The organism is Streptomyces sp. NPDC021020, from assembly GCF_044333285.1.
Lineage (GTDB): Bacteria > Actinomycetota > Actinomycetes > Streptomycetales > Streptomycetaceae > Actinacidiphila.
The window spans coordinates 518,577-540,354 of the sequence record NZ_JBIRQQ010000004.1 but is presented as its reverse complement, the minus strand read 5'-3'; the positions used below and the strand labels follow the sequence as shown (position 1 = coordinate 540,354).

The window sequence follows — 21,778 nt, the reverse complement described above, 5'->3', positions numbered from 1 at the left end:
CCCGGCTCACCACTCGGCGAACGAGCCGTCGGCGCGCCGCCACACCGGGTTGCGCCAGGCGTGGCCCGCGCGGTCGGCCTCGCGCACCGCCCGCTCGTCGATGTCGACGCCGAGGCCGGGCAGCGCCGTGCGCACCGCGTGGCCGTCGACGAAGCGGAAGGGCTCGGTGTCCAGCAGGTACGACAGCAGGTCGGCGTCCTTGTTGTAGTGGATGCCCCTGCTCTGCTCCTGGATCAGGAAATTCGGTGTGCAGAAGGCCACTTGCAGGCTCGCGGCGAGCGCGATCGGGCCGAGCGGGCAGTGCGGGGCGAGCTGCGCGCCGAAGGTCTCGGCCAGCGCGGCGATCCTGGTCACCTCGGTGATGCCGCCCGCGTGCGAGAGGTCGGGCTGGGCGACGGCCACCCCCGCCTGGAGCGCGGGCAGGAAGTCCGCCCGCCCGTAGAGCCGTTCGCCCGTCGCGATCGGCACCGGGGTGGCGGCGGCGAGCGGGGCCAGCAGGTGGCTCTGGTCCGGCAGCACCGGCTCCTCGGCGAAGAGCGGGTGCAGCGGGGCGATCTCGTGCAGCACCCGGCGGGCGCCCGCCGGGGTGAAGCGGCCGTGGAAGTCGACGGCGACGTCGCGCTCCGGGCCGAGCGCCTCGCGGGCGGCGGCGACCCGGCGGACCACCTCGTCGGTGCCCGCGGCGCTGGGCAGCGGGTCGGTGCGGCCCGAGGCGTTCATCTTCACCGCGGTGAAGCCCGCCTCGACCTGGGCGGCGACCTGCTCGCCGATCTGCGCGGGCTCGTCGCCGCCGACCCAGGCGTAGACCCGCACCCTGTCCCGCACCGGGCCGCCGAGCAGGGCGTGCACGGGCGCGCCGTACGCCTTGCCCGCGATGTCCCACAGCGCCTGGTCGAGACCGGCCACGGCGCTGGAGAGCACCGGGCCGCCGCGGTAGAAGCCGCCCTTGGTGAGCACCTGCCAGTGGTCCTGTATCCGCAGCGGGTCCTGCCCCACCAGGTGTTCGGCCAGCACCGCGACGGCCGCGCGGACGACCTCGGCGCGGCCCTCGACGACGGGTTCGCCCCAGCCGACGAGGCCCTCGTCGGTCTCGACCCGGCAGAACAGCCAGCGCGGCGGCACCATGAACGTCTCGACGCGGGTGATCCTCACCCGGCGTCCTTCGCCGGGGAAGCGGCGGGCCCCGAGTCGGCGGGCCCGGCGCGGTGGGCCTGCTCCAGGTCGTGGCCCGCGGCTTCCAGCAGGGTGTGCACGGCGGCGCTCGCGGCCTCCCCGTCACCGGCGCGCACGGCGTCGAGGACGGCGCGGTGGCCCGGCACGGGGTCCCTGCGCAGCGACGAGTGCACGATCCGGTCGCGGTGGGCCAGGCCCGGTTCGATCAGCGCCACCATGCCCGCGATCAGCTCGTTGTGCGCGGCGGCGAGCAGGGCGCGGTGGAAGGCGAGGTCCGCCCGTACGGCCGCGGCCGGATCGCTGCCCGCCTCCCCCATCGCGGTGAGCGCGGCGTCCAGTGCGGCGAGGTCGGCGTCGTCGCGGCGCCGCGCGGCGAGCCCCGCGGCGGCGGGCTCGACGATGCCGCGCATCTCGCCGAGGTCGTGCAGCAGCGCGGTGTCCGCCCGCTGCCCGGCGGCCGCGGCGAAGCGCCAGCCCAGCACGTCGGGGTCGAGCAGATTCCACTCCGCCCTGGGCCGCACGAAGGTGCCGCGCTTCTGCCGGGCGTCCACCATGCCCTTGGCCGCGAGCACCTTCAGCGCCTCGCGCAGCACCGTCAGGCTGACGTCGAACTCCGCCTGCAGCGCGGGCAGATCGAGGGTCGCGCCCTCGGCGATCCGCCCGCCGAGCACCAGGCGCGCCAACGACTCCACCGTCTGGCCGTGCACTCCGCGGCGCGCGTACGGCGTCATGCGGGCCTGCCTCCCGGTTCGTTCGTGCGACAGACCCAGCCTGACGGCGCCTCCCGACAGCGTCAAGATTTTTTCGTAATTTATTAACTAACCCGGTCTCAGGGCGGCTTCAGCCCTTCACGGCGCCGGTGAGGCCGCCGACGATGCGCTTCTCGAAGATCGCGAAGAAGACCAGCGCGGGGAGCATCGCGAGGGAGGTGAAGGCGAGGACCTTCGCGGTGTCCGTGGAGTATTGCGAGGAGAAGGCCTGGACGCCGAGCGGGAGGGTGAAGTTGGCCTGCGAGTTGAGGATGTAGAGCGGCAGGACGTAGTTGTTCCAGCTGCCGATGAAGGCGAGGATGCCGACCGTCACCACGCCGGGCAGGGACAGCGGGATCACCATGCGGGCGAAGAAGCCGAGGCGGCTGGTGCCGTCGATCGCGGCGGCCTCCTCGATCTCGTCCGGGATGGCCCGCAGGAACGGCACCAGGATGATGACGGTGGTCGGCAGGCCGAAGGCGATCTGCGGGACGATCACGCCGAGCAGGTTGTCGACCAGGCCCAGGTCCTTGATGACGATGTACAGCGGGGTGATCGCGATGACCATGGGGAACATCAGCCCGGCCGCGAACAGCGAATACATCGCGCCCTTGAGCCTGAAGTCGTAGCGGGCGATCACGAAGCTCACCATCAGGCCGAGGACGACGATGCCGACCGTGCTGGCGAGCGCCACAACGACGGAGTTGGCGAATTCGCCCCAGAAGCGGTGGGACTTCAGGACGTCGAGGTAGTTGCGGGTGACCCAGGGGTGGGGCAGTCCGGCCGGGCTGGTGGTGATCTGGGAGTTGGTGCGGAAGCCGCCGACGACGATGTAGAGGACGGGTGCGACGCAGACGGCGATGAAGAGCAGGGCGATGAAGTAGGTGACGGGGTTGCCCCACCTCTCCGGCCGGTCCCGGTTGTCGCGGCGGCCGCCGGACGCGTCGGGGCCCGCGGGGAACCAGGACCTGGCGGTCGTCGCGCTCATCCGACGGCTCCTTCCGTGACGGCTCCGCGCAGGTCGCGGCGCAGGACGAAGCGCTGGTAGATCAGCGCCACGACCAGCGAGATCAGGAACATCACGACGGCGATGGCGCTGCCGTAGCCGTAGTTGCCCGCGTTGCGGCCCTGGGCGAGCATGTAGATCGCCATGGTCGAGGTGCCCGCGGTGCCCGACACGTACTGGCCCCAGATGATGTAGACGAGGTCGAACAGCTGCAGCGAGCCGATGATCGACAGGAAGGCCCAGATGCGGATCGTCGGGCCCAGCAGCGGCAGGGTGATGCGGCGCTGGATCTGCCAGTAGGAGGCGCCGTCGATCGCGGCGGCCTCGAAGAGCTCCTCGGGGATCGACTGGAGGCCGGCGAGCATGAGGATGACGGCGAAGCCGATGTACTTCCAGGTGATGATGGCCATCAGCGTCCAGATGGCGAGCTTCGGGTCCGACAGCCAGTCGGCCTGCAGCGCGCCGAGCCCGATGTGGGCCAGCAGGTCGTTGATCGCGCCGTCGCTCTGGGCCATCAGGCTCCAGCCGGTGCCGACGATGACCTCGGAGATGATGTAGGGGACGAAGATCAGCACCCGGATGACGGACCGGCCGCGGATCTTCTGGTTGAGCAGCAGGGCGAGGCCGATCGCCAGCGGGCCCTGGATGACGAGCGAGAGCCCCATGATCATGAAGCTGTGCTTGAGGACCTGCTGGAAGGCCGGATCGGTGAGGATCAGCCGGTAGTTGTTCAGGCCCACCCAGTCGGTGGGGGCGCCGTAGCCGTGCCAGCGGTAGAAGCCGTAGTACGCGGCGAGCGCGACCGGGAAGATCACGAACGCCAGGAACACCAGGATCGCCGGTGCGGACAGCACCGCGATCTCCAAGCGCATCTTGGCACGGCCGCGGCGGCGCGAGGCCGCCCGCGGCGGAGCCGGGGGCGCGGAAGGGCCCCCGGCTCCGGACGTGCCCTGCGACCGGCGGCCGTACGCCGCGTCAGTACCCAGGGTGTCGCTCATGGGCTGCTCGTTCAGCCCCTCTCGGCGGCGGTGTTGGTGTCCTTGACGATGTCGGCGGGGCTGCCCTTGCCCGCGAGCAGGTTGACGACGGCGGTGTTCATGGCGTTGCCGACGTTCTGGCCGTACTCGGTGTCGAGGAACTGCATGGTGTAGGCGGCCTTGTTGAAGGCCTGGAGCGCGGAGATGCTGTAGGAGTCGGTGACGACGCCCTGGGCCTGCTGGTTCACCGGGATCGCGACGAAGGCCTTGGCGTAGGCCTCCTGCTGGTCCTTGGTCACCAGGAACTGCAGGAATTCGAAGGCGGCCTTCGGCGCGTTCTTCGACAGCGAGTACACCCCGGCGCTGCCCATGATCGCGCTCGGGTCGCCCTGGCCGCCGGCCACCGCGGGGAAGGGGAACCAGCCGAGGTCGGGAAGCGGCTTCTGGTCCGGCGTCAGGCTCGCGATCACCCCGGGGTCCCAGTTGCCCATCAGCTCCATGGCCGCCTTGTGGTTGGCCAGCATGCCCGCCGACGAGCCGGCGCCCTGCTGCGCGGAGGCCGTCAGGAAGCCCTTCTGGAAGGGGTCGGCCTTCAGGAACGACGACAGGTCGTCACCGGCCTTGGTCCAGCACGGGTCGTCGAACTTCAGCGACTTCGCGGTCGAGGTCATCGTGTCCTGGCTGCACTCGCGCAGCGCGAAGTTGTAGTACCAGTGGGCCGCGGGCCAGGCGTCCTTGGCGCCGACCGCGATCGGCGCGACCTTGATCGCCTTGAGCTTCGCGACGTCCGCCTGGAGCTCTTCCATCGTCGTCGGCGGCGCGGCGATCCCGGCCTGCTGGAAGAGGTCCTTGCTGTAGTAGATGCCCTCGGGGGCGGTGTCGACCGGCATCGCGTAGAGCTTGCCGTCGACCGTCCCGGCCGCGAGCGCCGCCGCCCCGGTGTTCGCCTTGTCGGCGTCGGTGAGGGTCAGCTCCTGGAGCTGGCCCGCCTCGACCATGGCCTGCATCTTGCCGCCGCCGCGCTGCAGGAAGACGTCCGGCGCGGAGTTCGAGTTGAGGGCGGTCTGCAGCTTGCCGTCGAAGTCCTCGTTCTGGACGTACTGGATCTTGATCGTGACGTTCGGGTGCAGCGTGTGGAACGCGGCCGCGGCGCTCTTCCAGTATTCCGCGCCGGGCCCGGGAGAGGCGTTCTCCCACAGCGTCACCGTGGTCTTGGCGTCGGACGAGCCGCCGCCGTCGCTGCCGCCGCCGTCGTCACTGCCGCCCGCGCAGCCGGTCATCGCGAGCGCGAGACCCAGGCCGATCGCGACGGCCGTCGCGCCGCGCGTTTTCCTCATCATCACGGAACTCCCTGATCTTTTCGTTGCTGAAGCAAGCGGAGCGAGGGGTTACACGCGGTTGTTCCTCCCCGTGACTCGTGATCAGGGGCGAAAACTTTCGGGTTCCTTGCGATCGTTTCGCGCACAGTAGGTCAGCCATAGGGGCACGTCAATACATCGCACACAAAGAAAGAACGGCCCCCCGTGGAGGCCGCTCCGACCGGTCGGAGCGGCCTCCACGGGGGGCCGTATGACGATGTGTACGAAAACTTTCGGGTGCGAAGACTTATGTTTCGGCCGCCGTTGGACCGGGGGCGGGGCTCAGGGGACGAGCTGGGCGAGCGAGGTGGGGAGCTGGGTGCGGCGGCGGATGCCGAGCTTGCGGTAGGCGCGGGTGAGGTGCTGCTCGACGGTGCTGACGGTGATGAAGAGCTTGCGGGCGATCTGCTCGTTCGTGGAGCCCCGGGCGGCGAGGGCCGCCACGCGCCACTCCGCCGAGCTGAGGCGGCGGGCGGCGGGGCCGGAGCCGTCGGCGGGGCGGGGCTCCGTTTTCTCCCGGGCCGCGGCGGCGGCCGCCGCGGCGGCCGGGGGTTCCGGCAGCGGGGCCGCCGCGCACCGCTCGACGAGGGCGCGGGCCTTGTGGGCGTGCCGGCAGGCCTGCACCGACTGGCCCATGGACTCGTAGGCGCGGCCCAGGTCGGCGAGGGTGTAGGCAAGGTTGAGCGAGTCGCCGCAGCGGTCGAGGATGTTCGCCGCCTTCAGCAGCACCGGGGGCCGCTCGTCGGGCCGCAGGGTGGCCGCCACGGTGCGGTAGGTCAGGCTGCGGGCCCGCGCGTGGCCCAGCGGGAAGAGCGACATGCGCTCGGTGAGCAGCTCCCTGGCCTGGGCGACCCGGCCCATGTGCAGATACGCGCGGGCGGCGTTGGTGCGCCACGGCACGGCCGAGGGGCAGTCGGCCTCCCACAGCTTCATCAGGTGGCCGGCCGCCAGGAAGTCCTGGAGGGCGGCGTCGTAGCGGCCGCGCGCGAGGTGGAAGTTGCCGCGCGCGTCGAGGTAGACGACGCCGCCGAGGGTGCCGAAGGCCGCGCTGGGGACGGGGATGTCGAGGTAGCTCTCGGCCTCCGCGAGGTTGCCCATGGCCGTGGTGGTCAGGATGAGCTGGGACAGCGGGATGACGATGGCCGCGCCCCAACTCTCCCGCGGCATGAGGGTGAGCGCGGCCCGCGCCTGCCGGTTGGCGTTGGCGAGGTCGCCGAGGCGGTAGTGGATCTCGGCCCGCGCGGAGGTGAACAGCGCGTTCCAGACCAGCCCGTACGTCCCCCGCAGCGAGGCGCGCAGCGCGTCGCACCACACCGACGCCTTGTCGAGGTTGTCGGAGTAGATGAGGACCATGAGCGCGGCCAGCGACGACGCCGGGCTGACCGCCCCGGCCAGGGCCTCGCGCAGCACCAGCTCCGCGGCCGGTACAGCGCCCTCCTCCCCGGCGCTGCGCAGCACCGCGCCGAACGCGGCGGCGGCCCGGTGCTCGGCGGTGCCGGCGGGGCGGGCGGTGGGCCTGGCCTTCTCGCCGCCGGTCGCGGTGGGCGCGATGCCGGGGTAGGTGAGCGGCAGCCAGCGGCGGATCAGCTCGGCGTAGGGCAGCGCGTCCTTGCCCGCCGACGGGCAGGTGCCGTCGCCGAAGCGGGCCATGACGCGCGTAGCCTGCTCGACCTGACCGTTCCACAGCAGGCTGCGGACGACCGGCACCGCCTGCCGTACCGACAGCTCGCCCTCCTCGGCGGCGGCCACCAGCTCGGGCAGGTAGCTCTTGACGGCCGCGGGGTCGTAGCGCCACAGCAGGTCGGTGAGCCGGGCGGCGGTGTCGATGCGCTCGCGGGCGTCCACGCACTCGCGGTGGGCGCGCTCCAGGTAGCCGATGGCCTGCTCGTGCCCGCCGGCGGCGAGTGCCTGCTCGGCGGCGTCGCACAGCACCTGCCGTGCCCACGGGACCGCGTCGTCGATACGCATCAGGTGCTCGGCCGTCACCAGGGCGGGGGCGCCCTCCTGGTAGAGCAGCCGTGCGGCGCGGCCGCGCAGTTCGTGCCGCTCCTTGGGCGGCAGGCTGCCGAGCACCACCTCCCGGATGCAGGGCTGTCCGAGCAGGTCGTGGTCCAGCAGCCCGCCGACCCCCGGGGAGGCGACGACGCATTCGACGGAGCCGAGGTCCATGCCGCACAGCCGCGCGACGGCGGAGGCGGAGCGGAATTCCCCGAGCGCGGCGATGGCCTGGGCGATCTGCAGCACGACGGGTTCGGCGCGGTACAGGCAGCTCAGCACGGCGCGCCCGAAGGCGCCGCCGGCCGCGGGCTGCGGGGTGTCCGGGCCGGCGGCGCGGGCGGCGCAGTCCTCGGCGAGCGCGTGCACCAGCAGCGGGCGGCCGCCGCACAGCGCCGCGGTGTCGGCCGCGACGCGGCCCGCCGTCTCCAGGTCGCAGTATTCCTCCAGCACCGCGGCGACGCCGGTGACCGACAGCGGTTCCAGGTCCAGCTGGGTGCAGTTGGGCATCCGCAGCACCTCGGCCTGGAGGATGCGCTGGACGGTGTCGCGGCCCATGCCGGGGCAGTAGGCGAGGGCGACGGTCAGCGGCGCGCCGCCCATCCGGCGCATGAGCGCCAGCAGGTACTGGAGCGACTCGACGTCCATGAAATGCGCGTCGTCGATGCACACCACGAGGGGCGAGCTGTCGGTCAGGTACTGGAAGGCGCCGTGCAGCAGGGCCAGGATCGGCGGGGAGATCTCCTGGTGGCGGTGCGCCCCGGCCTGGCCGACGCTCTCCACCAGGGCGCGCACCTCCAGGTCGGCGCCGCTCAGGTGCGGCCGGTAGCCGCGCAGGAGCTGGTCGATGACGCCGAGCGGCTGGTAGCGCTCGAAGCTGGACGCGGTGGCCTTCAGGACGGTGGCGCCCGCGGTGTCGGCGTCACGTGCGAAGGAGTCCAGCAGTGCGGTCTTTCCCTGCGCGAGCGGGCCGCCGATGGCGACCATCTGACATCGGCCCGCCGAGCATTCGCTGTAGATCTGGGCGAGGGCCTTCTCTTCCTCGTCCCGTTCGACCAGGTTCTCCATGACAACTCACCATCTCGCATTCAGGGGGAGCGCAGATTCAGCGCGGACGAACGGTCGAGTACGGGCTCTCGGGAGCATTTCCGCTCCCCGCGGACGCTGCCGCGGACGGGGGCGCCGCGGCCGGGAGGCGACGCTCGATCACGGTGAGGAGCGGCGCGGTCATGAAGGTCGTGATCAGGGCCATGAGGACGAGGACGGTGAACAGCCGGGTGTCGATGATCCCGGCGTTCAGACCCACGTTGAGGGCGATCAGCTCGGTCAGGCCTCTGGTGTTGACGAGCGCGCCGATCATGGCGGACTGCCGGGTGTCGAGACCGCCGAGCCGCGCCATCGCGTAGCCCGCGCCGACCTTGCCGCCGATCCCGCACACCAGCATCACCGCGAGCAGGGCCAGACCGCCGCCGCCCAGGGCGCCGATGTTCATGGTCAGGCCGGTGACGACGAAGAAGAGCGGCAGGAGCAGCCCGCCGGTCTGCTCCATCGCGCGCAGCAGGCCCTTGTCCGGCGCGCCCTGCGGTTTGGGCATGATCATCCCGGCGACGAAGGCGCCGAAGATGGGGTGCAGCCCGAGGGAGGCGGTGACCCAGGCGCCCGCGGCGGCGAGTACGAGCGCGACCGGGGCCTTGTCCGACAGGGCCGAACCCGGGCGCAGCAGTGTCCAGTTGAGCAGGGGGCGGACCACCGCCACCGCCGCCGCGACGAAGCCGGCGAGCAGCAGGACGGTCCGGGGTAACGACCGGTCGCCGGCCACGTCGGTGCCGACGACGGCGGCGGCGAGAACCAGCCAGGCGACCACGTCCATGAAGCCGGCGGCCGAGGTCGCGATGTCGCCCACGGTGGTGCCGGCGATGCCGCGCTCCCGGACGATCGCCGCGAGCACCGGGAGCGCGGTGATCGAGGTCGCCACGCCGAAGAAGAGGACGAAGGAGCGGCCCTCGGTGTGCGCTCCGTGCAGGGTGCCGATCCGGTCCATGGTCAGGGCGATCGTGGTGCCGATGGCCAGCGGGACGGCGATCGCGCCGACCGCGATGAAGGTGACGGGCCTTCGGTGCCGACGCACCGACCGCAGATCGATCTCGTAGCCGACGCCGAACATGAAGATCACCACGGCGATCTGGGCGATGAGGGAGATGAAGGGCACGGCGGCATGCGTGAAGAGACGTTCTGTCAGGTTGCCCGGGAGCCGGCCGAGGACGCTCGGTCCGAGGATGACACCCGCGGTGATCTGGCCGACGACGGTGGGTTGTCCGATCCTGCGCGCGAGGGCGCCGAGCAGGCTGGACGTCCCGAGGACGAGGGCGATGTCGCCGAGGACGTCGGCGGTCAGCGCATCCGAGTTCATTACCATCCCTTGCTCGGCGGAACGACATGGGGGTGCGGGACTTTCAGATCCAGCGCGCGTCCTTGGCGATTCGCAGGGCGTCGATGCGGTTGCGTGCGTCGAGTTTCGTCACGAGTGACGAGAGGTAATTGCGCACGGTGCCCTCGGAGAGATGGAGCCGTGAGGCTATTTCCACGGTCGTGTCGCCCTGGGAGAGGCGTTCCAGGACGGAAAGCTGGCGGGAGGTGAGCGGGCAGCCCTCGTTGGCGAGTGCGGCAACTGTCAAATCCGCGTCAAAAACGCGTTCGCCCTGGTGAATCCGGTGCAGGGCCTCGAAGAACCAGCTGGGCGGTACGCGCCGCTGGAGCATGCCGTCGACCCCGCTGGAGAAGGCCTGGCGGACGATGGACCGGGTAAAGCTCTCGGCGAGCAGCAGGGTCCGGCATTCCGGCAGCGACCCTATTTTCTCGGCGACTCTTATCACGCTGCCGTCGGCGCCGTCGAATCCTATGATGGCAACGTCGGGGCGGTGCGTCTCGGCAAATTCCACCGCTTCCGAGTCACCGCCGACCGCTCCGGCGACGACAATGTCGGCACGCTTCTCCAGTAATGCGCCGAGCGCACTCCGGGACAGCAGTAATTCATCTGACAACATCACTCTGATGCTCATCGATGCTCCCCTGGAATGAGAAACGACTCGCCGGTTGTCAAGAACAGGTCCAGCCGAATTTCGGTCCGTACTTCAGTCCGGGAGCAGCCCGTCCGGCACCGTGCCGATCCGGGCGAGCCTTGAGCCGAGAGCACCCGTACCAGCGGTCCCGAAGGCTCCGGCACCCGTGACACCGGGCTCAGAGCGGGGGACCCGCCGAGGGTCTGTACCGCCTGTGCGGCCGGCGGGTCCGAAAAGGACCGCACCGGCTCCGCGGTGGCGGAGACGTACCGTACGACAGACGTCGTGGGCGATCAAGAAACGCACCGTGCTCCCCCGTTTTGAGCGACGTGTGACATTCATGGAAGATAGTCAGTCGCACAGATCCAAGTCAACAGGTTTCGGCCAAAGGTTCGGTGCACCATTGAACAATCTGGGGCCGTGCCGCGTACATGTGGCAGACATGCCCCGGACGCAGGTTCGGTTATTAACCGAAATTCCGGTATTGGCCGTTGCTGTAAATGCGACAAGAATTGCTTCTGCGGAATTTAGCGTACCCTGGCGGCGCCTGACGAGTGGGGCGCCGGGTGTCACGGACCGGCAGGTCCGCGCATCGTAGCGCTCCGCACCACCGGTGGACACAAAAAGAGCGGGCCGGGACACGTTTCCGTGTCCCGGCCCGCTTCTCGGGCAGAATCCTGTTGCCTTGCCCGCGGGTTACGGGCGGGTGCTCACCGGCTTGCCGTCCAGCGGCGCCCCGGCGTCCTTCTTTTCGGCCGGCACGTTGCCCGGCAGTGCGAGGGCGGCGAGAGCGGAGAGGAAAATACATCCGGAGATCACGAGAAATGCGACGCGATAGCCCTGGACGAGCGCGTGTGCGTGGCCGCCGCTCGCGTGCGAGGTGACGCTGGAGGCGATCGTCACGAGGATCGCGAGGCCGAGCGCGCCGCCGATCTGGCGCGAGGTGTTGAGCAGTCCGGAGGCGGCACCGGCGTTGTGCGGATCCACACCGCTGGTCCCGCTGACGGTCACCGCCAGCAGCATGATGCTGACGCCGAATCCGCCGACCATGTTGGGGAGGAGTACGTGCGAGACGTAGGCGGCGTGCGTCGGGATGGTGGCGAGCCACGCGGTACCGACGGTGGCCAGCAGGCCGCCGGCCAGCAGCATCGTGCGCGGGCCCAGCACCGGGGTGAACTGCCGGGAGACCAGCCCTCCGACGATGAAGACGACGGTGATCGGCAGCATCGCCATGCCCGTCCGCAGCGCGCTGTAGCCGATGACCTGCTGGAGGTAGAGCGACAGGAAGAACATCAGCGCGGTCAGCGTCACACCCACCGAGAACATCAGCACGTTCGCGATCCGCAGGGTACGCAGCCGGATGAGTTCCAGTGGGATGAGCGGGCGTTCGCTCCTGACCTCGATGGCGAGGAAGGCCGCCAGGAGGGCCGCCGCGGCGACGAGCGGCACCACCACCTCCACCGAGCCCCAGCCCTTGCCGGAGGCCTCGGAGAGGCCGTAGGAGAGCGCTCCGATGCCGAGTGTCACGAGCAGGGCGCCCGGCAGGTCGAGCCGGGTCTCACCGGAGCCCGCGGCGGGCAGCAGGAACATCACGCCCGCGACCGTCAGCGCGACACCGGGCGGGACGTTGACGAACAGCACCCAGCGCCAGCTGATCTCGGCGGTGAGCACGCCGCCGAGGACCACGCCGAACAGCCCCGCTACGCCGCCCATCATGCTCCACAGAGCGAGCGCCTTCTCGCGCTCGTGCTCGTCGGTGTGGCTGGCGGTGATCAGGCTCAGGCTCGCGGGGGTCAGCGCGGCGGCGCCGGTGCCCTGGGCGACGCGGGCCGCGATCAGCACGCCGCCGTCGCCGGCGAGGCCGCCGACCAGGCTGGCGACGGTGAAGACCACCGCGCCGAACAGGAACACCCGCTTGTGCCCGTAGAGGTCACCGGCCCGCGCGGCGAGGAGCAGGAAGCCGCCCAGCGTGATCAGATAACCGCTGACGATCCACTGCTGCTGACTGTTGGACAGGTCCAGTGCGGACTTCATGTCGGGCAGCGCGACGGTGACGATGGTGGAGTCGAGCACCACCATGAACAGCGCCAGGCAAGACATGGCCACGACAACACCGAGAGGAAGGTTCGGCCTGAGAACCGCGGGTGCCGTGGGTGTTACTCGGGTCTCGGGCATGAGGTCTCCTCAACGCAACCACGAGCGAACGACCGTTCACGTGAACAGCGTTTACGTGAACGATGTTCACGCTACGATACCTGCCTGGGGATGTCAATCAGAGGGAGTACTGATGCCACTGCGCAAAGCCGACGTGGTCGACGAGGCCCTGCGCTTCATCGACTCCGAGGGCCTTGACCAGCTCACGATGCGCAAACTCGGCGCAGCGCTGAACGTGCAAGGTGGCGCCCTCTACCGGCACTTCCCGAACAAGGAGGCGCTGCTCGACGCGATGGCGGACAAGATCGTCGAGGGCATCGGGGACCCGCTGCCCGACACCGCCTGGTTCGATCAGGTGCGGATCCTGGGCAACCGGCTGCGCACGGCCCTGCTCAGCCGCCGGGACGGCGCCCGGGTGATGGCCGGCACCTTCTCGCCCGGTGCGAACACCGTCATCGGCACCGACAAGGCCGTCCAGGTCCTTTCCCGGGCCGGTCTGCCGCCCGCCCAGGCGGGCTGGGTGAGCTTCGCGCTGTTCTACTACGTCCTCGGCCACGCCATAGAGGAGCAGGCCCAGCTGGGGCTGCCGCCCGACCACGACTGGCGGGAGCGCACCGGCCGGCTCGCCGTCGAGGTGTCGCCGCAGTACGCCGCGGCCCTCGACTCGCTCTCGGGCACCGACCCGGCCGAGCGGTTCGACTACGGGCTGAACGTCTTCGTCGAGGGGCTGCGCCGCCTCCAGGAGAAGGAGCGGGCCGCGCAGGAGCACGCCGCCCGCTGACCCTCCGTACGGGCCCCGCTCACCCCTCGGCGGCGGCCAGCAGCGTGCCGAGCGCGCCGATCACGTGCCCGGCCCGGACGGCGGCCGCGGGCACGGCGCCCTGCATCAGGAAGTACCCGTGCACGAGCCCCTCCCCCGGCAGGTGGGTCACGTCCACCCCGGCGGCGCTCATCCGGGCGACGAGCTCCACGGCCTCGTCCCGCAGCGGGTCGTACTCGGCGGTCGCGACCAGCGTGGGCGCCAGGCCCCGGAAGTCGGCCTCCAGCAGGTTGACGGCGGGGTCGGCGCGCAGCCGCGGGTCCTGGACGTACTGGTCGTAGTTCCAGGCCATGTCGTCGACGCCGAGCAGGTAGCCCTTGGCGCACTCACTCGCCGAGGCGTAGGTCAGGCTGGGGTCCACCGGCGGGTAGACGAGCAGGTGGGCGGCGTACGGCAGGTCGCGCTCGCGCAGGGCGACGCCGAGCGCCAGGCTCGCGCCCGCGCTGTCGCCCGCGAGGACGTGCGCCCGCCCGGGGAAGGCCGCCGCCGTCCAGCGGACGGCGGCGACGGCGTCGTGCAGCTGGGCGGGGAAGGGGAATTCCGGCGCGAGCCGGTAGTCGGCCGCGACCACCACGGCGTCCAGCGACGCGGCGAGGCCCCGGCAGACGTGGTCGTGGCTGTCGAGATCGCCCAGCACCCAGCCGCCGCCGTGCAGGTACGTGAGCACCCGCCGCCGGCCGCCGGAGGCCGGGGTGTAGACGCGCAGGGGAACCGCCGTGCCGTCCGGGCCGCCGGCCTGCCCGGCGGCCGCGGTCACGTCCTGGCCGGCGTCCTGGTCCTGGCGAGTGCGGACGGCGTTCGCCAGATACCGCTCGCGGGCCGCGGCGACGGGCAGGTCGCGATCCGGGACCGGGGGCCCGTCGAGGCTCTGCCAGGCGATCAGGTGCCGGAGCAGGCGGTCCAGGGGCATCGGGGCTCTCCTCGGTGGGCGGCGCGGCCGCCGCCGTCGGTCGGGTGTACGGGCCCCGGTCCGCGGGGGACGCACCGGGGCCCGCGTGCCGGGGCGCGGGCACGGGCCCGCGCCCCGGGGTTCGGGTCGCCCCTCAGGCCTGCGGCGCGGAGGCGAAGCGGCGGAAGCCGCGGGCGACCAGCCGGTCGAAGAAGGCGTCGTCCAGCGGCGCCGGCTCCGGCCACGAGGCCCGCAGCGTCGCGTAGGTGCGGTCGCTGCGGACCGGCGGCATCGGGTAGTCGGGTTCGAGGCCCAGCATCCGGCGGCCGATCTGGCCCATGTGCATCAGCGGGGCCACCTCGCGGTCGTCCCGGCGCTGCTGGGCCAGCTCCCACCACTTGTCGGGCGCGACCTCGTCCAGCCGGTAGCCGGCCCGCCGCAGGGCGTCGAAGGCGCCCATGAGCGAGACGAGTTCCGGCTTGATCATGTGGTAGGCGTCGCCCCCGGTCCGGCCCGGGGAGAGCCGGACGATGTGCCGGGCGACGAGGTCGACCGCCTCACCGGGCACCGCCTCGGCCCGGTCGGGCGCGTAGCCGATCGCCACGACCGCCCGCAGCACGGGCATGAGCAGGTCCGACGCCGAGGTGTCGCCGGTCACCGAGTCGCCGGTGACCAGCCCCGGGCGGTAGACGGTGCCGGCCACGCCGCGGTCGGCGGCGCGGGCCACCGCGCGCTCGGCGGCGACCTTGGAGCGCGGGTAGCCCAGCTCCCCCGCGGTCTGCATGGTCGGCGGCGTGGACTCGTCGGCCACCGGGATCCCGGCGCGGGCCGCGTCGAGGAAGACCGCGAGCGTCGAGACGTAGTGGAAGCCGACCTCGGTGCCGGAGCGCCCGGCGATCGCGGTGGCCAGTTCCAGCAGCTCCCGGGTGCCGCCGACGTTGGCGGGCGCGAGCTGCTGGTAGGGCGCGGTGAGGTGGACGGAGGCGGCGCAGTGGAAGATCTGGCCGACCTGCTCGGTCATGTCGTTCCAGACCTGCGGCAGCATGCCGAGCCGGGGCGACTCCAGGTTCGCCGGCACCGCGACGAGCCGCGCCGGGTCGTCCGTGCCGATCTCGGCCATCCGCGCACGCAGCCGCCGGTCCGCCACCGCCGCGTCGGAGGCCCGCACCAGGCAGTGGACGACGGGGTGGGGCTGTTCGAGCAGCGCCGCCGCCAGGTGACCGCCGAGCGACCCGGTGGCACCGGTCAGGATGATCGCCTTCATACCGTCCCCTGGGTGCCGATGAGGTCGGCCAGGTGCTGGGCCAGCGCCTGGGCCGAGTGGTTCTCGGCCACCGCCTTGGGGGCGATGCGTATGCCGAGGTTGGTCTCGATCCGGGTGCGCAGTTCCAGGTTGCCGAGCGAGTCCAGGCCGTAGTCGTTGAAGGGCCGGCTCGGGTCGACCGTGCCGCGCACGATGGCGGCGGCCTCCCCCGCCACGAAGCGGCGCAGCCAGCCGACCCGGTCCTCGGCGGGCAGCGCGTCGAACTCCTGGCGCACCTCCGAGGACGCCTGCTGGTCGCCCCTGTCGTCCTGGAAGGACTCGGCGAAGACGCTGCGGCCCGCGAGCGAGGTGAGCCACGGCGCTCGGGCCAGCGGGAGGTAGCCGGTGTAGGGGCGGGTGTGGCGCAGCAGGGCGTCGAAGGCGTGGACGCCCTCGTCGGGGGTGATCATGGTGGTGTCGCCCGCGTCGGCCAGGACCGCGCCGCGGCCGATCTCGCCCCACGCGCCCCAGGCGACCGTGGTCACCGGCAGCCCCTTGCCGCGCCGCCAGGCCGTGAAGCCGTCCAGCCAGCTGTTGGCGGCGGCGTACGCGCCCTGGCCCGGTGAGCCGAGCAGCGCGGCGGCCGAGGAGAAGGTGCAGAACCAGTCGAGGTCGTCCCCCGCGGTCGCCTCGTGCAGGTACCAGGCGCCGTAGGTCTTGGGCGCCCAGTCCCGGTCGAGGAGTTCGCGGGTGATGCTGGGGATCGTCGCGTCCTCCACCACGGCCGCGGCGTGCAGCACGCCGCGCAGCTCCAGCCCGGTGGCCCGGGCCGCCGCGGCCAGCCGCTCCGCGGTGCCGGGGGACGCGATGTCGCCGCGCTCGACGTGCACCTCGGTGCCCGCCTCACGCATAGCCCGGATCTCGCGCTCGGCGTCCTCGCCGGGCGCGGAGCGGGAGTTGAGCACGATCCGCCCGCAGCCGCCGGCCGACAGGTGCCGGGCCAGCCGCAGTCCGAGACCGCCGAGGCCGCCGGTGATGATGTACGCGCCGTCGCGGCGGAAGACCGGGACGTGCTCGGGGGCGAGCACGGCCGGGGCGTCCGCGGCCACGTCGGTGGTGAGGACGAGCTTGCCCAGGTGCTGGGCGGAGGCCATCTGCCGGATCGCCGTCGCGGCCTCGGCCAGCGGGAAGGCGGTCGTGGTGGGCGCGGCGAGCCTGCCGTCGGCCAGGTGCTCGGAGACCTCGCGCAGCAGGCGGCCCAGGCGGCCCGGGTCGGCGGCCGCCATGAGTTCCAGGTCGACGCTGAAGAAGGCGAGGTTGCGGCGGAAGGGCGCGAGGCCCAGCTTGGCGTCGCGGTAGATGTCCCGCTTGCCGATCTCGACGAAGCGGCCGCCGAAGGCCAGCAGGTCGAGGCTGACGCGCTGGGCGGCGCCGGTCAGGGAGTTGAGGACGACGTCCACGCCCGCGCCGCCGGTGTCCTCGCGGATGCGGTCGGCGAATTCCAGGCTGCGGGAGTCGTAGACGTGCTCGATGCCCTGGTCGCGCAGCCACGCGCGGCGCGACTCGCTGCCGGCCGTCGCGTAGATCTCCGCCCCGGCGAGCCGGGCCACCGCGATCGCCGCCTGGCCCGTGCCGCCGGTGGCCGAGTGGATGAGGATCCGCTCGCCCTCGCGCAGCCGCGCCTGGTCCCGCAGGCCGTACCAGACGGTCGCGTAGACCGCGGGGACGGCCGCGGCCTGGTCGAGGGTCAGGCTGCCGGGCACCGGGGCGGCCAGCGCCGCGTCGATCGTGGCGTGGGTGCCCCAGGCGCCTTCGACGGCGGCGCTGGTCATGACCCGGTCGCCGACCGCGAAGTCGGTGACGCCCGCGCCGACTCGTACGACGGTGCCCGCGCAGTCCACGCCGAGCGCGGGCTCCACGCCCTCGAAAGCGTGGTAGTTGCCGTGCGCGAACAGGACGTCGTGGAAGTTGACGCTCGCGGCACCGATCCCGATCTCGATCTGTCCCTCGCCCGGCGCGCGGCGCGGGACGACGGTCAGCTCCAGGGTGTCCAGGTCGCCGGGCTGGCGGATCTCCATCCGCACGCCGTCCGCCTGCGGGTTCGCGCCCGCGGTGGCCGGGTGGCGCTCGGCGGCGGCGAGCGGCGTGTGCCGCAGCCGCGCGGTGTACCAGCGGTCGGCGCGCCACGCGGTCTCGTCGTCCGCGGCGCCCGAGGTCAGTTCCGCCGCAAGGTTCTTCGCGGCCGGGCCGTCCTCCGGGTCGGCGTGGAGGTCGATCTGGGTGGCTTTCAGGTCGGGGAACTCCGCGCCGATCACCCGGAGCAGGCCTCGGATGCCGGCGTGCTCCAGGTTGACCTGGTCCCCGGGTACGACGTGCTGCGCGCTCTGGGTGATCGCGTACAGCCGGGGCGGGGTGCCGTCGGCGCCCGCGAGCTCCTGCGCGACGCCGACGACCGACTCGACCAGGTCCAGGCCACGCGCGAGGGCGTCCGGGCCCTCCTGGCCCGAGGGCCGCGGGCACAGCATGACGACGCCGTGCCAGGCCGTGCCGGCGACCGGGACCTTCCCGCCGGGCACCGGCCAGGTCCTGATCTCGCACCGGCCGCCCTGCTCGCCGAGGGCCTCGGCCAGTTCTTCGGGGGCGGGCACGGAGTCCGGCGAGGCCAGGATCAGCCAGGGCTCGGCGGCGGGTGCCCCGACGGGCTGCGGGGCATCCTGCTGCTGCCATTCGACGGTCAGCAGCCGGTCGGCCAGCACCTGGTCGGCGTTGTCCTCGTCGCCGGTCCTGGTGCCCATGACCAGGCCGTCGACGCTCAGCAGCACCGCACCATAGGTGTCGGTGAGCTGGAGGTCGGCGACCACCCGGTTGCCGTCGCTGCTGCGCAGCCGCACATGGCAGAACTTGGCTGCGGCCGTGGACCACAGCCGCAGCCGCCCGACCTCCAGCGGGAGCAGCAGGCCTCCCTCGCCGTCGCCGGACACCGCGGGCAGGGCCGCGACGGTCTGGAAGCAGGCGTCCAGCAGGGCGGGGTGGACGAGGAAGCCGTCGTTGCCGCTGCGCAGCGGTGACGGGAGGTTCACCTCGGCCAGGACCGTCTGGAAGCCGTCGTCGTCGATGCCCTGGCGGGCCGTCAGCGCTCCCTGGAAGGCGGGCCCGTACTGGATGCCGCGCTCGGCGAGGGTGCCCCGCAGTTCGTCCCCGGTCAGCTCCGCGGTGTGCTCGTCGAGGAGCAGGTCGATGTCCAGCGGTACGGGCTCGGTCCTTTCCGCCGCCGCGGGGGCCAGGGTGGCGGACGCGAGCCGGGAGCGCTCGCCGTTCTCGGAGGTGGACGCCTCCCAGCGGAACTGCCCCGGTGCCTCGGACACGGCCGAGGTGGACAGCTGTGTGGCGCCGCTGAGCAGCAGCATGCGCTCGAAGCGCAGGCCCCGCACCTCGGCGCCGGGCCCGAAGACCTCGGCGGCGGCGTTGAGCGCGGACTCGCAGTGCGCCGCGCCGGGGTAGGCCGCGACGTCGCGCACCCGGTGGTCGGCGAGCCAGGGCAGCACCCCGGTGCCGACGTCCGACTGCCAGGCGTGCCGCTCCTCGTCCTCGTCGAGGCGGACGTGGACACCCAGCAGCGGGTGGATCTTCACCGTGTGGGCGGGCCGCGACTGGCCGGTCTTGACCAGCAGGTGCTGCCGGCTCCAGGTCGGGAGCGGCGCGTCGACGAGGGCGCCGGCCGGGTGGAGGGCCGTGAAGTCGACGCCGCCGCCCGCCGCGTACACCTCGACGAGGGTGCCCAGCAGGCCGTGCGGGATGTCCTGGCCGCGGCGCATGCTCGCGACGGCGGTGGCGGGCAGGCTCGCGGAGCGGGCGCACTGGTCGACCGCCCGGGTCAGCAGCGGGTGCGGGGACAGCTCGAGGAAGACGCGGTGGCCGTCGTCCAGCGCGGCCGTCACGGCGGTGCTGAAGCGGACCGGCTGGCGGAGGTTGCCGACCCAGTAGGCGGCGTCGAAGGCCGGCCGGTCGTGCGGGTCGCCCAGCGCCGTCCCGTAGAACGGCACCGTGCCGGTGAGCGGCCGCAGGTCGGCGAGCACCTCGGCCAGTTCGGTGAGGATCGGGTCGACCTGCGGGGAGTGCGAGGCGACGTCCACGGCCACCTCGCGGGCCAGCACACCGCGCCGCTCCCACTCGGCGACCAGGTCGCGGACCTTCTTGGTGGCGCCGCCGATCACGGTGGACTCCGGCGAGGCGATGACCGACACGACGACGTCGTCCAGGCCGGCCAGTTCCTGCTCGATACGGGCCGCGGGAAGCTCGATCGAGGCCATGGCACCCGAGCCGGCCAGGCGCGCGCACAGCCGGGAGCGGCGGCAGATGACCTTGACACCGTCATCGAGGGTCAGCGCCCCGGCCACGACGGCGGCCGCGACCTCGCCGAGGGAGTGCCCGATGACCGCGCCGGGCTCGACGCCGGCCGCCCGCCAGGCGGCGGCGAGGCCGACCTGCATGGCGAAGAGCGTCGGCTGCACGTGGTCGATGCCGGTGACCGTCTCGGGGTGCGTCATCGCCCCGGTCACCGAGAAGCCCGACTCGCGCTGCACCAGCGGCTCGATCTCGGCGACCTGCGCGGCGAAGGCGGGCTCGGTCTCCAGCAGTTGCGAGCCCATGCCCGCCCACTGCGAGCCCTGGCCGGAGAACAGCCACACCGGCCCGCGCGTGTCGTCGCCGGCGACAGCCGCAGGGGGCCGCTCGGCGACCTGGCCGCCGACGCCGCGCAGGCCGGCGATCAGCTCGTCCCGGTCGCGGGCGATGACGGCCGTGCGGAAGTCGCGGTGCTCGCGACCGCGGGCGAGGGTGTGGCCGAGGTCGGTCGGCGTGACCTCGGGGTGCGCCTCCAGCCAGTCCGCAATGCGCGTAGCGGTCGGCGCGAGTTCGTCCGCGGAGGTGGCCGACAGGGGGAAGAGCAGCCGCTCCGCGCCGGGCCCGGCGGGCGTCACGGGGGCGGGGGCCGGGGCCTCCTCCAGGACGGCGTGCACGTTGGTGCCGCTCATCCCGAAGGCGGAGACCGCGGCGCGCCGGGGCCGCCGCTCGTCCGGCCACTCCTGCATCTCGCCGGGCACGAACAGCTGCGTGCTGACCTCGCTGATCTCCTTGTTGAGCTCGTTGAGGTGCAGCGTGCGCGGCACGGCGCCGTGCTGGAGCGCCAGGACCGCGGTGATGAGGCCGGCGGTGCCGGCGGCCGACTCGGTGTGGCCGATGTTGGACTTGACCGAGGTGACGGCGCAGGCGCTGTCGCGGCCGTAGACCTCGGCGAGCGCGCGGAATTCGATCGGGTCGCCGACCGGGGTGCCGGTGCCGTGCGCCTGCACCATCCCGATCGTGTCGGGGTCGACGCCCGAGTCGGCGAGGGCGGCGCGGTGCACCGCGATCTGGGCGGACTCCGAGGGCATTGTGACGGTCTCGGTGCGGCCGTCCTGGTTGGAGGCGACGCCCTTGATGACGGCGAGGATGCGGTCGCCGTCGGCCACCGCGTCCGAGGCGCGCTTGAGCAGCACCACGCCGCAGCCCTCGGAGCGGACGAATCCGTCCGCGCCCTGGTCGAAGGGCCGGCAGCGGCCGGTGGGCGAGAGCATGCCGAGACCGGACGACGAGATGGTCGCGTCCGGGATCATCATGACCATGCAGCCGCCGGCCAGCGCCATGTCGCTCTCGCCGCTGCGGATGCTCTGGACCGCCAGGTGCACCGACGCCAGGCCCGAGGAGCAGGCCGTGTCGATACTCAGGGACGGCCCGGTGAGGCCCAGCGAGAAGGAGATCCGGCCCGAACCCATGCTCGGGGCGCCGCCGGTGAAGCCGTAGGGGTGGATCTTCTCCTGCTCCTGCGCCCCGGCGGTGGCGATGGCGTAGTCGAAGTGCGCCATACCGACGAAGACGCCGGTCCGCGTGCCCGCGAGCGCGGACGGGCGGATGCCGGCGTGCTCGACCGCCTCGTAGGAGGTCTCCAGCAGGAGGCGGTGCTGCGGGTCGACCGACAGCGCCTCACGCTCACTGAGCTTGAAGAACCTCGCGTCGAAGCCCGCGATGTCGGAGAGGAAGCCGCCCCACCGCGAGACGGTCCGGCCGGGTACCCCCTTCTCCTGGTCGTAGATCTCTTCGGCGTTCCACCGGTCTGCGGGGATGTCTGTGATCGCGTCGCCACCGCGCTCGATCAGATCCCACAGTGCCTCCGGGGAATCAATTCCACCGGGGAATCGGCACCCGATACCGATAACCGCGATGTCCCTAGGATCCGACACAACGACTCCTCCTCACGGAAAGGGCCGGGTTTTGCGACCCCGCAGGATCATGTTACCCGCTTCAGGCTATTCCGGTA

At 72.3% G+C, this 21,778-nt stretch carries 13 protein-coding genes; 1 reads left to right on the top strand and 12 read right to left on the bottom strand.

Going from position 1 to position 21,778, the window contains the following annotated elements; translation table 11 throughout:
- Positions 1 to 6 precede the first annotated feature (6 nt).
- From dgoD to ACH4SL_RS14115, 9 genes are all read right to left on the bottom strand, one after another.
- Positions 7 to 1,152 (bottom strand): galactonate dehydratase, encoded by a 1,146-nt coding sequence (gene dgoD, locus ACH4SL_RS14155; RefSeq protein ID WP_398444927.1) that lies wholly within the window; start codon positions 1,150 to 1,152, stop codon positions 7 to 9.
- Positions 1,149 to 1,904, bottom strand: a complete 756-nt coding sequence (locus tag ACH4SL_RS14150; RefSeq protein WP_398444925.1) for a FadR/GntR family transcriptional regulator — start codon at positions 1,902 to 1,904, stop codon at positions 1,149 to 1,151. The genes dgoD and ACH4SL_RS14150 overlap by 4 nt, the downstream gene beginning before the upstream one ends.
- A gap of 109 nt (positions 1,905 to 2,013) precedes the next feature.
- Positions 2,014 to 2,910 (bottom strand): carbohydrate ABC transporter permease, encoded by an 897-nt coding sequence (locus ACH4SL_RS14145; RefSeq protein WP_398444923.1) that lies wholly within the window; start codon positions 2,908 to 2,910, stop codon positions 2,014 to 2,016.
- Complete coding sequence (locus tag ACH4SL_RS14140; RefSeq protein ID WP_398444920.1) at positions 2,907 to 3,926, bottom strand: carbohydrate ABC transporter permease; 1,020 nt, start codon at positions 3,924 to 3,926, stop codon at positions 2,907 to 2,909. The genes ACH4SL_RS14145 and ACH4SL_RS14140 overlap by 4 nt, the downstream gene beginning before the upstream one ends.
- A gap of 11 nt (positions 3,927 to 3,937) precedes the next feature.
- A complete protein-coding gene (locus ACH4SL_RS14135) occupies positions 3,938 to 5,245 on the bottom strand; it encodes an ABC transporter substrate-binding protein (RefSeq protein ID WP_398444918.1) in 1,308 nt (435 codons plus the stop codon).
- Positions 5,246 to 5,545: 300 nt separating this feature from the next.
- Positions 5,546 to 8,326, bottom strand: a complete 2,781-nt coding sequence (locus ACH4SL_RS14130; protein ID WP_398444915.1) for an AAA family ATPase — start codon at positions 8,324 to 8,326, stop codon at positions 5,546 to 5,548.
- Between the two features lie 37 nt (positions 8,327 to 8,363).
- Complete coding sequence (locus tag ACH4SL_RS14125; protein ID WP_398444913.1) at positions 8,364 to 9,668, bottom strand: cation:proton antiporter; 1,305 nt, start codon at positions 9,666 to 9,668, stop codon at positions 8,364 to 8,366.
- A gap of 43 nt (positions 9,669 to 9,711) precedes the next feature.
- The gene (locus ACH4SL_RS14120; protein ID WP_398444911.1) at positions 9,712 to 10,317 is read right to left on the bottom strand and encodes a response regulator transcription factor; all 606 of its coding nucleotides are present in this window, start codon (positions 10,315 to 10,317) and stop codon (positions 9,712 to 9,714) included.
- A 696-nt stretch (positions 10,318 to 11,013) separates the two neighbouring features.
- Positions 11,014 to 12,417 (bottom strand): MFS transporter, encoded by a 1,404-nt coding sequence (locus ACH4SL_RS14115; protein ID WP_398444909.1) that lies wholly within the window; start codon positions 12,415 to 12,417, stop codon positions 11,014 to 11,016.
- A gap of 187 nt (positions 12,418 to 12,604) precedes the next feature.
- Here ACH4SL_RS14115 and ACH4SL_RS14110 point away from each other — a divergent pair, with 187 nt between their 5' ends.
- Positions 12,605 to 13,252, top strand: coding sequence for a TetR/AcrR family transcriptional regulator C-terminal domain-containing protein (locus tag ACH4SL_RS14110; RefSeq protein ID WP_398444907.1), 648 nt, complete (start codon positions 12,605 to 12,607; stop codon positions 13,250 to 13,252).
- A gap of 19 nt (positions 13,253 to 13,271) precedes the next feature.
- Here the strand turns inward: ACH4SL_RS14110 and ACH4SL_RS14105 are convergent, their stop codons facing one another.
- The 3 genes from ACH4SL_RS14105 to pks2 form a co-directional block, all read right to left on the bottom strand.
- Positions 13,272 to 14,201, bottom strand: coding sequence for an alpha/beta hydrolase (locus tag ACH4SL_RS14105; RefSeq protein ID WP_398444904.1), 930 nt, complete (start codon positions 14,199 to 14,201; stop codon positions 13,272 to 13,274).
- Positions 14,202 to 14,334: 133 nt separating this feature from the next.
- Positions 14,335 to 15,444 carry a thioester reductase domain-containing protein gene (locus ACH4SL_RS14100; RefSeq protein WP_398444902.1) on the bottom strand — a complete coding sequence of 370 codons (1,110 nt, stop codon included), beginning with the start codon at positions 15,442 to 15,444 and terminating at the stop codon, positions 14,335 to 14,337.
- Positions 15,441 to 21,701: a sulfolipid-1 biosynthesis phthioceranic/hydroxyphthioceranic acid synthase gene (pks2, locus tag ACH4SL_RS14095; protein WP_398444900.1), complete on the bottom strand. Its 6,261-nt coding sequence runs from the start codon at positions 21,699 to 21,701 to the stop codon at positions 15,441 to 15,443. The genes ACH4SL_RS14100 and pks2 overlap by 4 nt, the downstream gene beginning before the upstream one ends.
- Between the last annotated feature and the right edge of the window lie 77 nt (positions 21,702 to 21,778).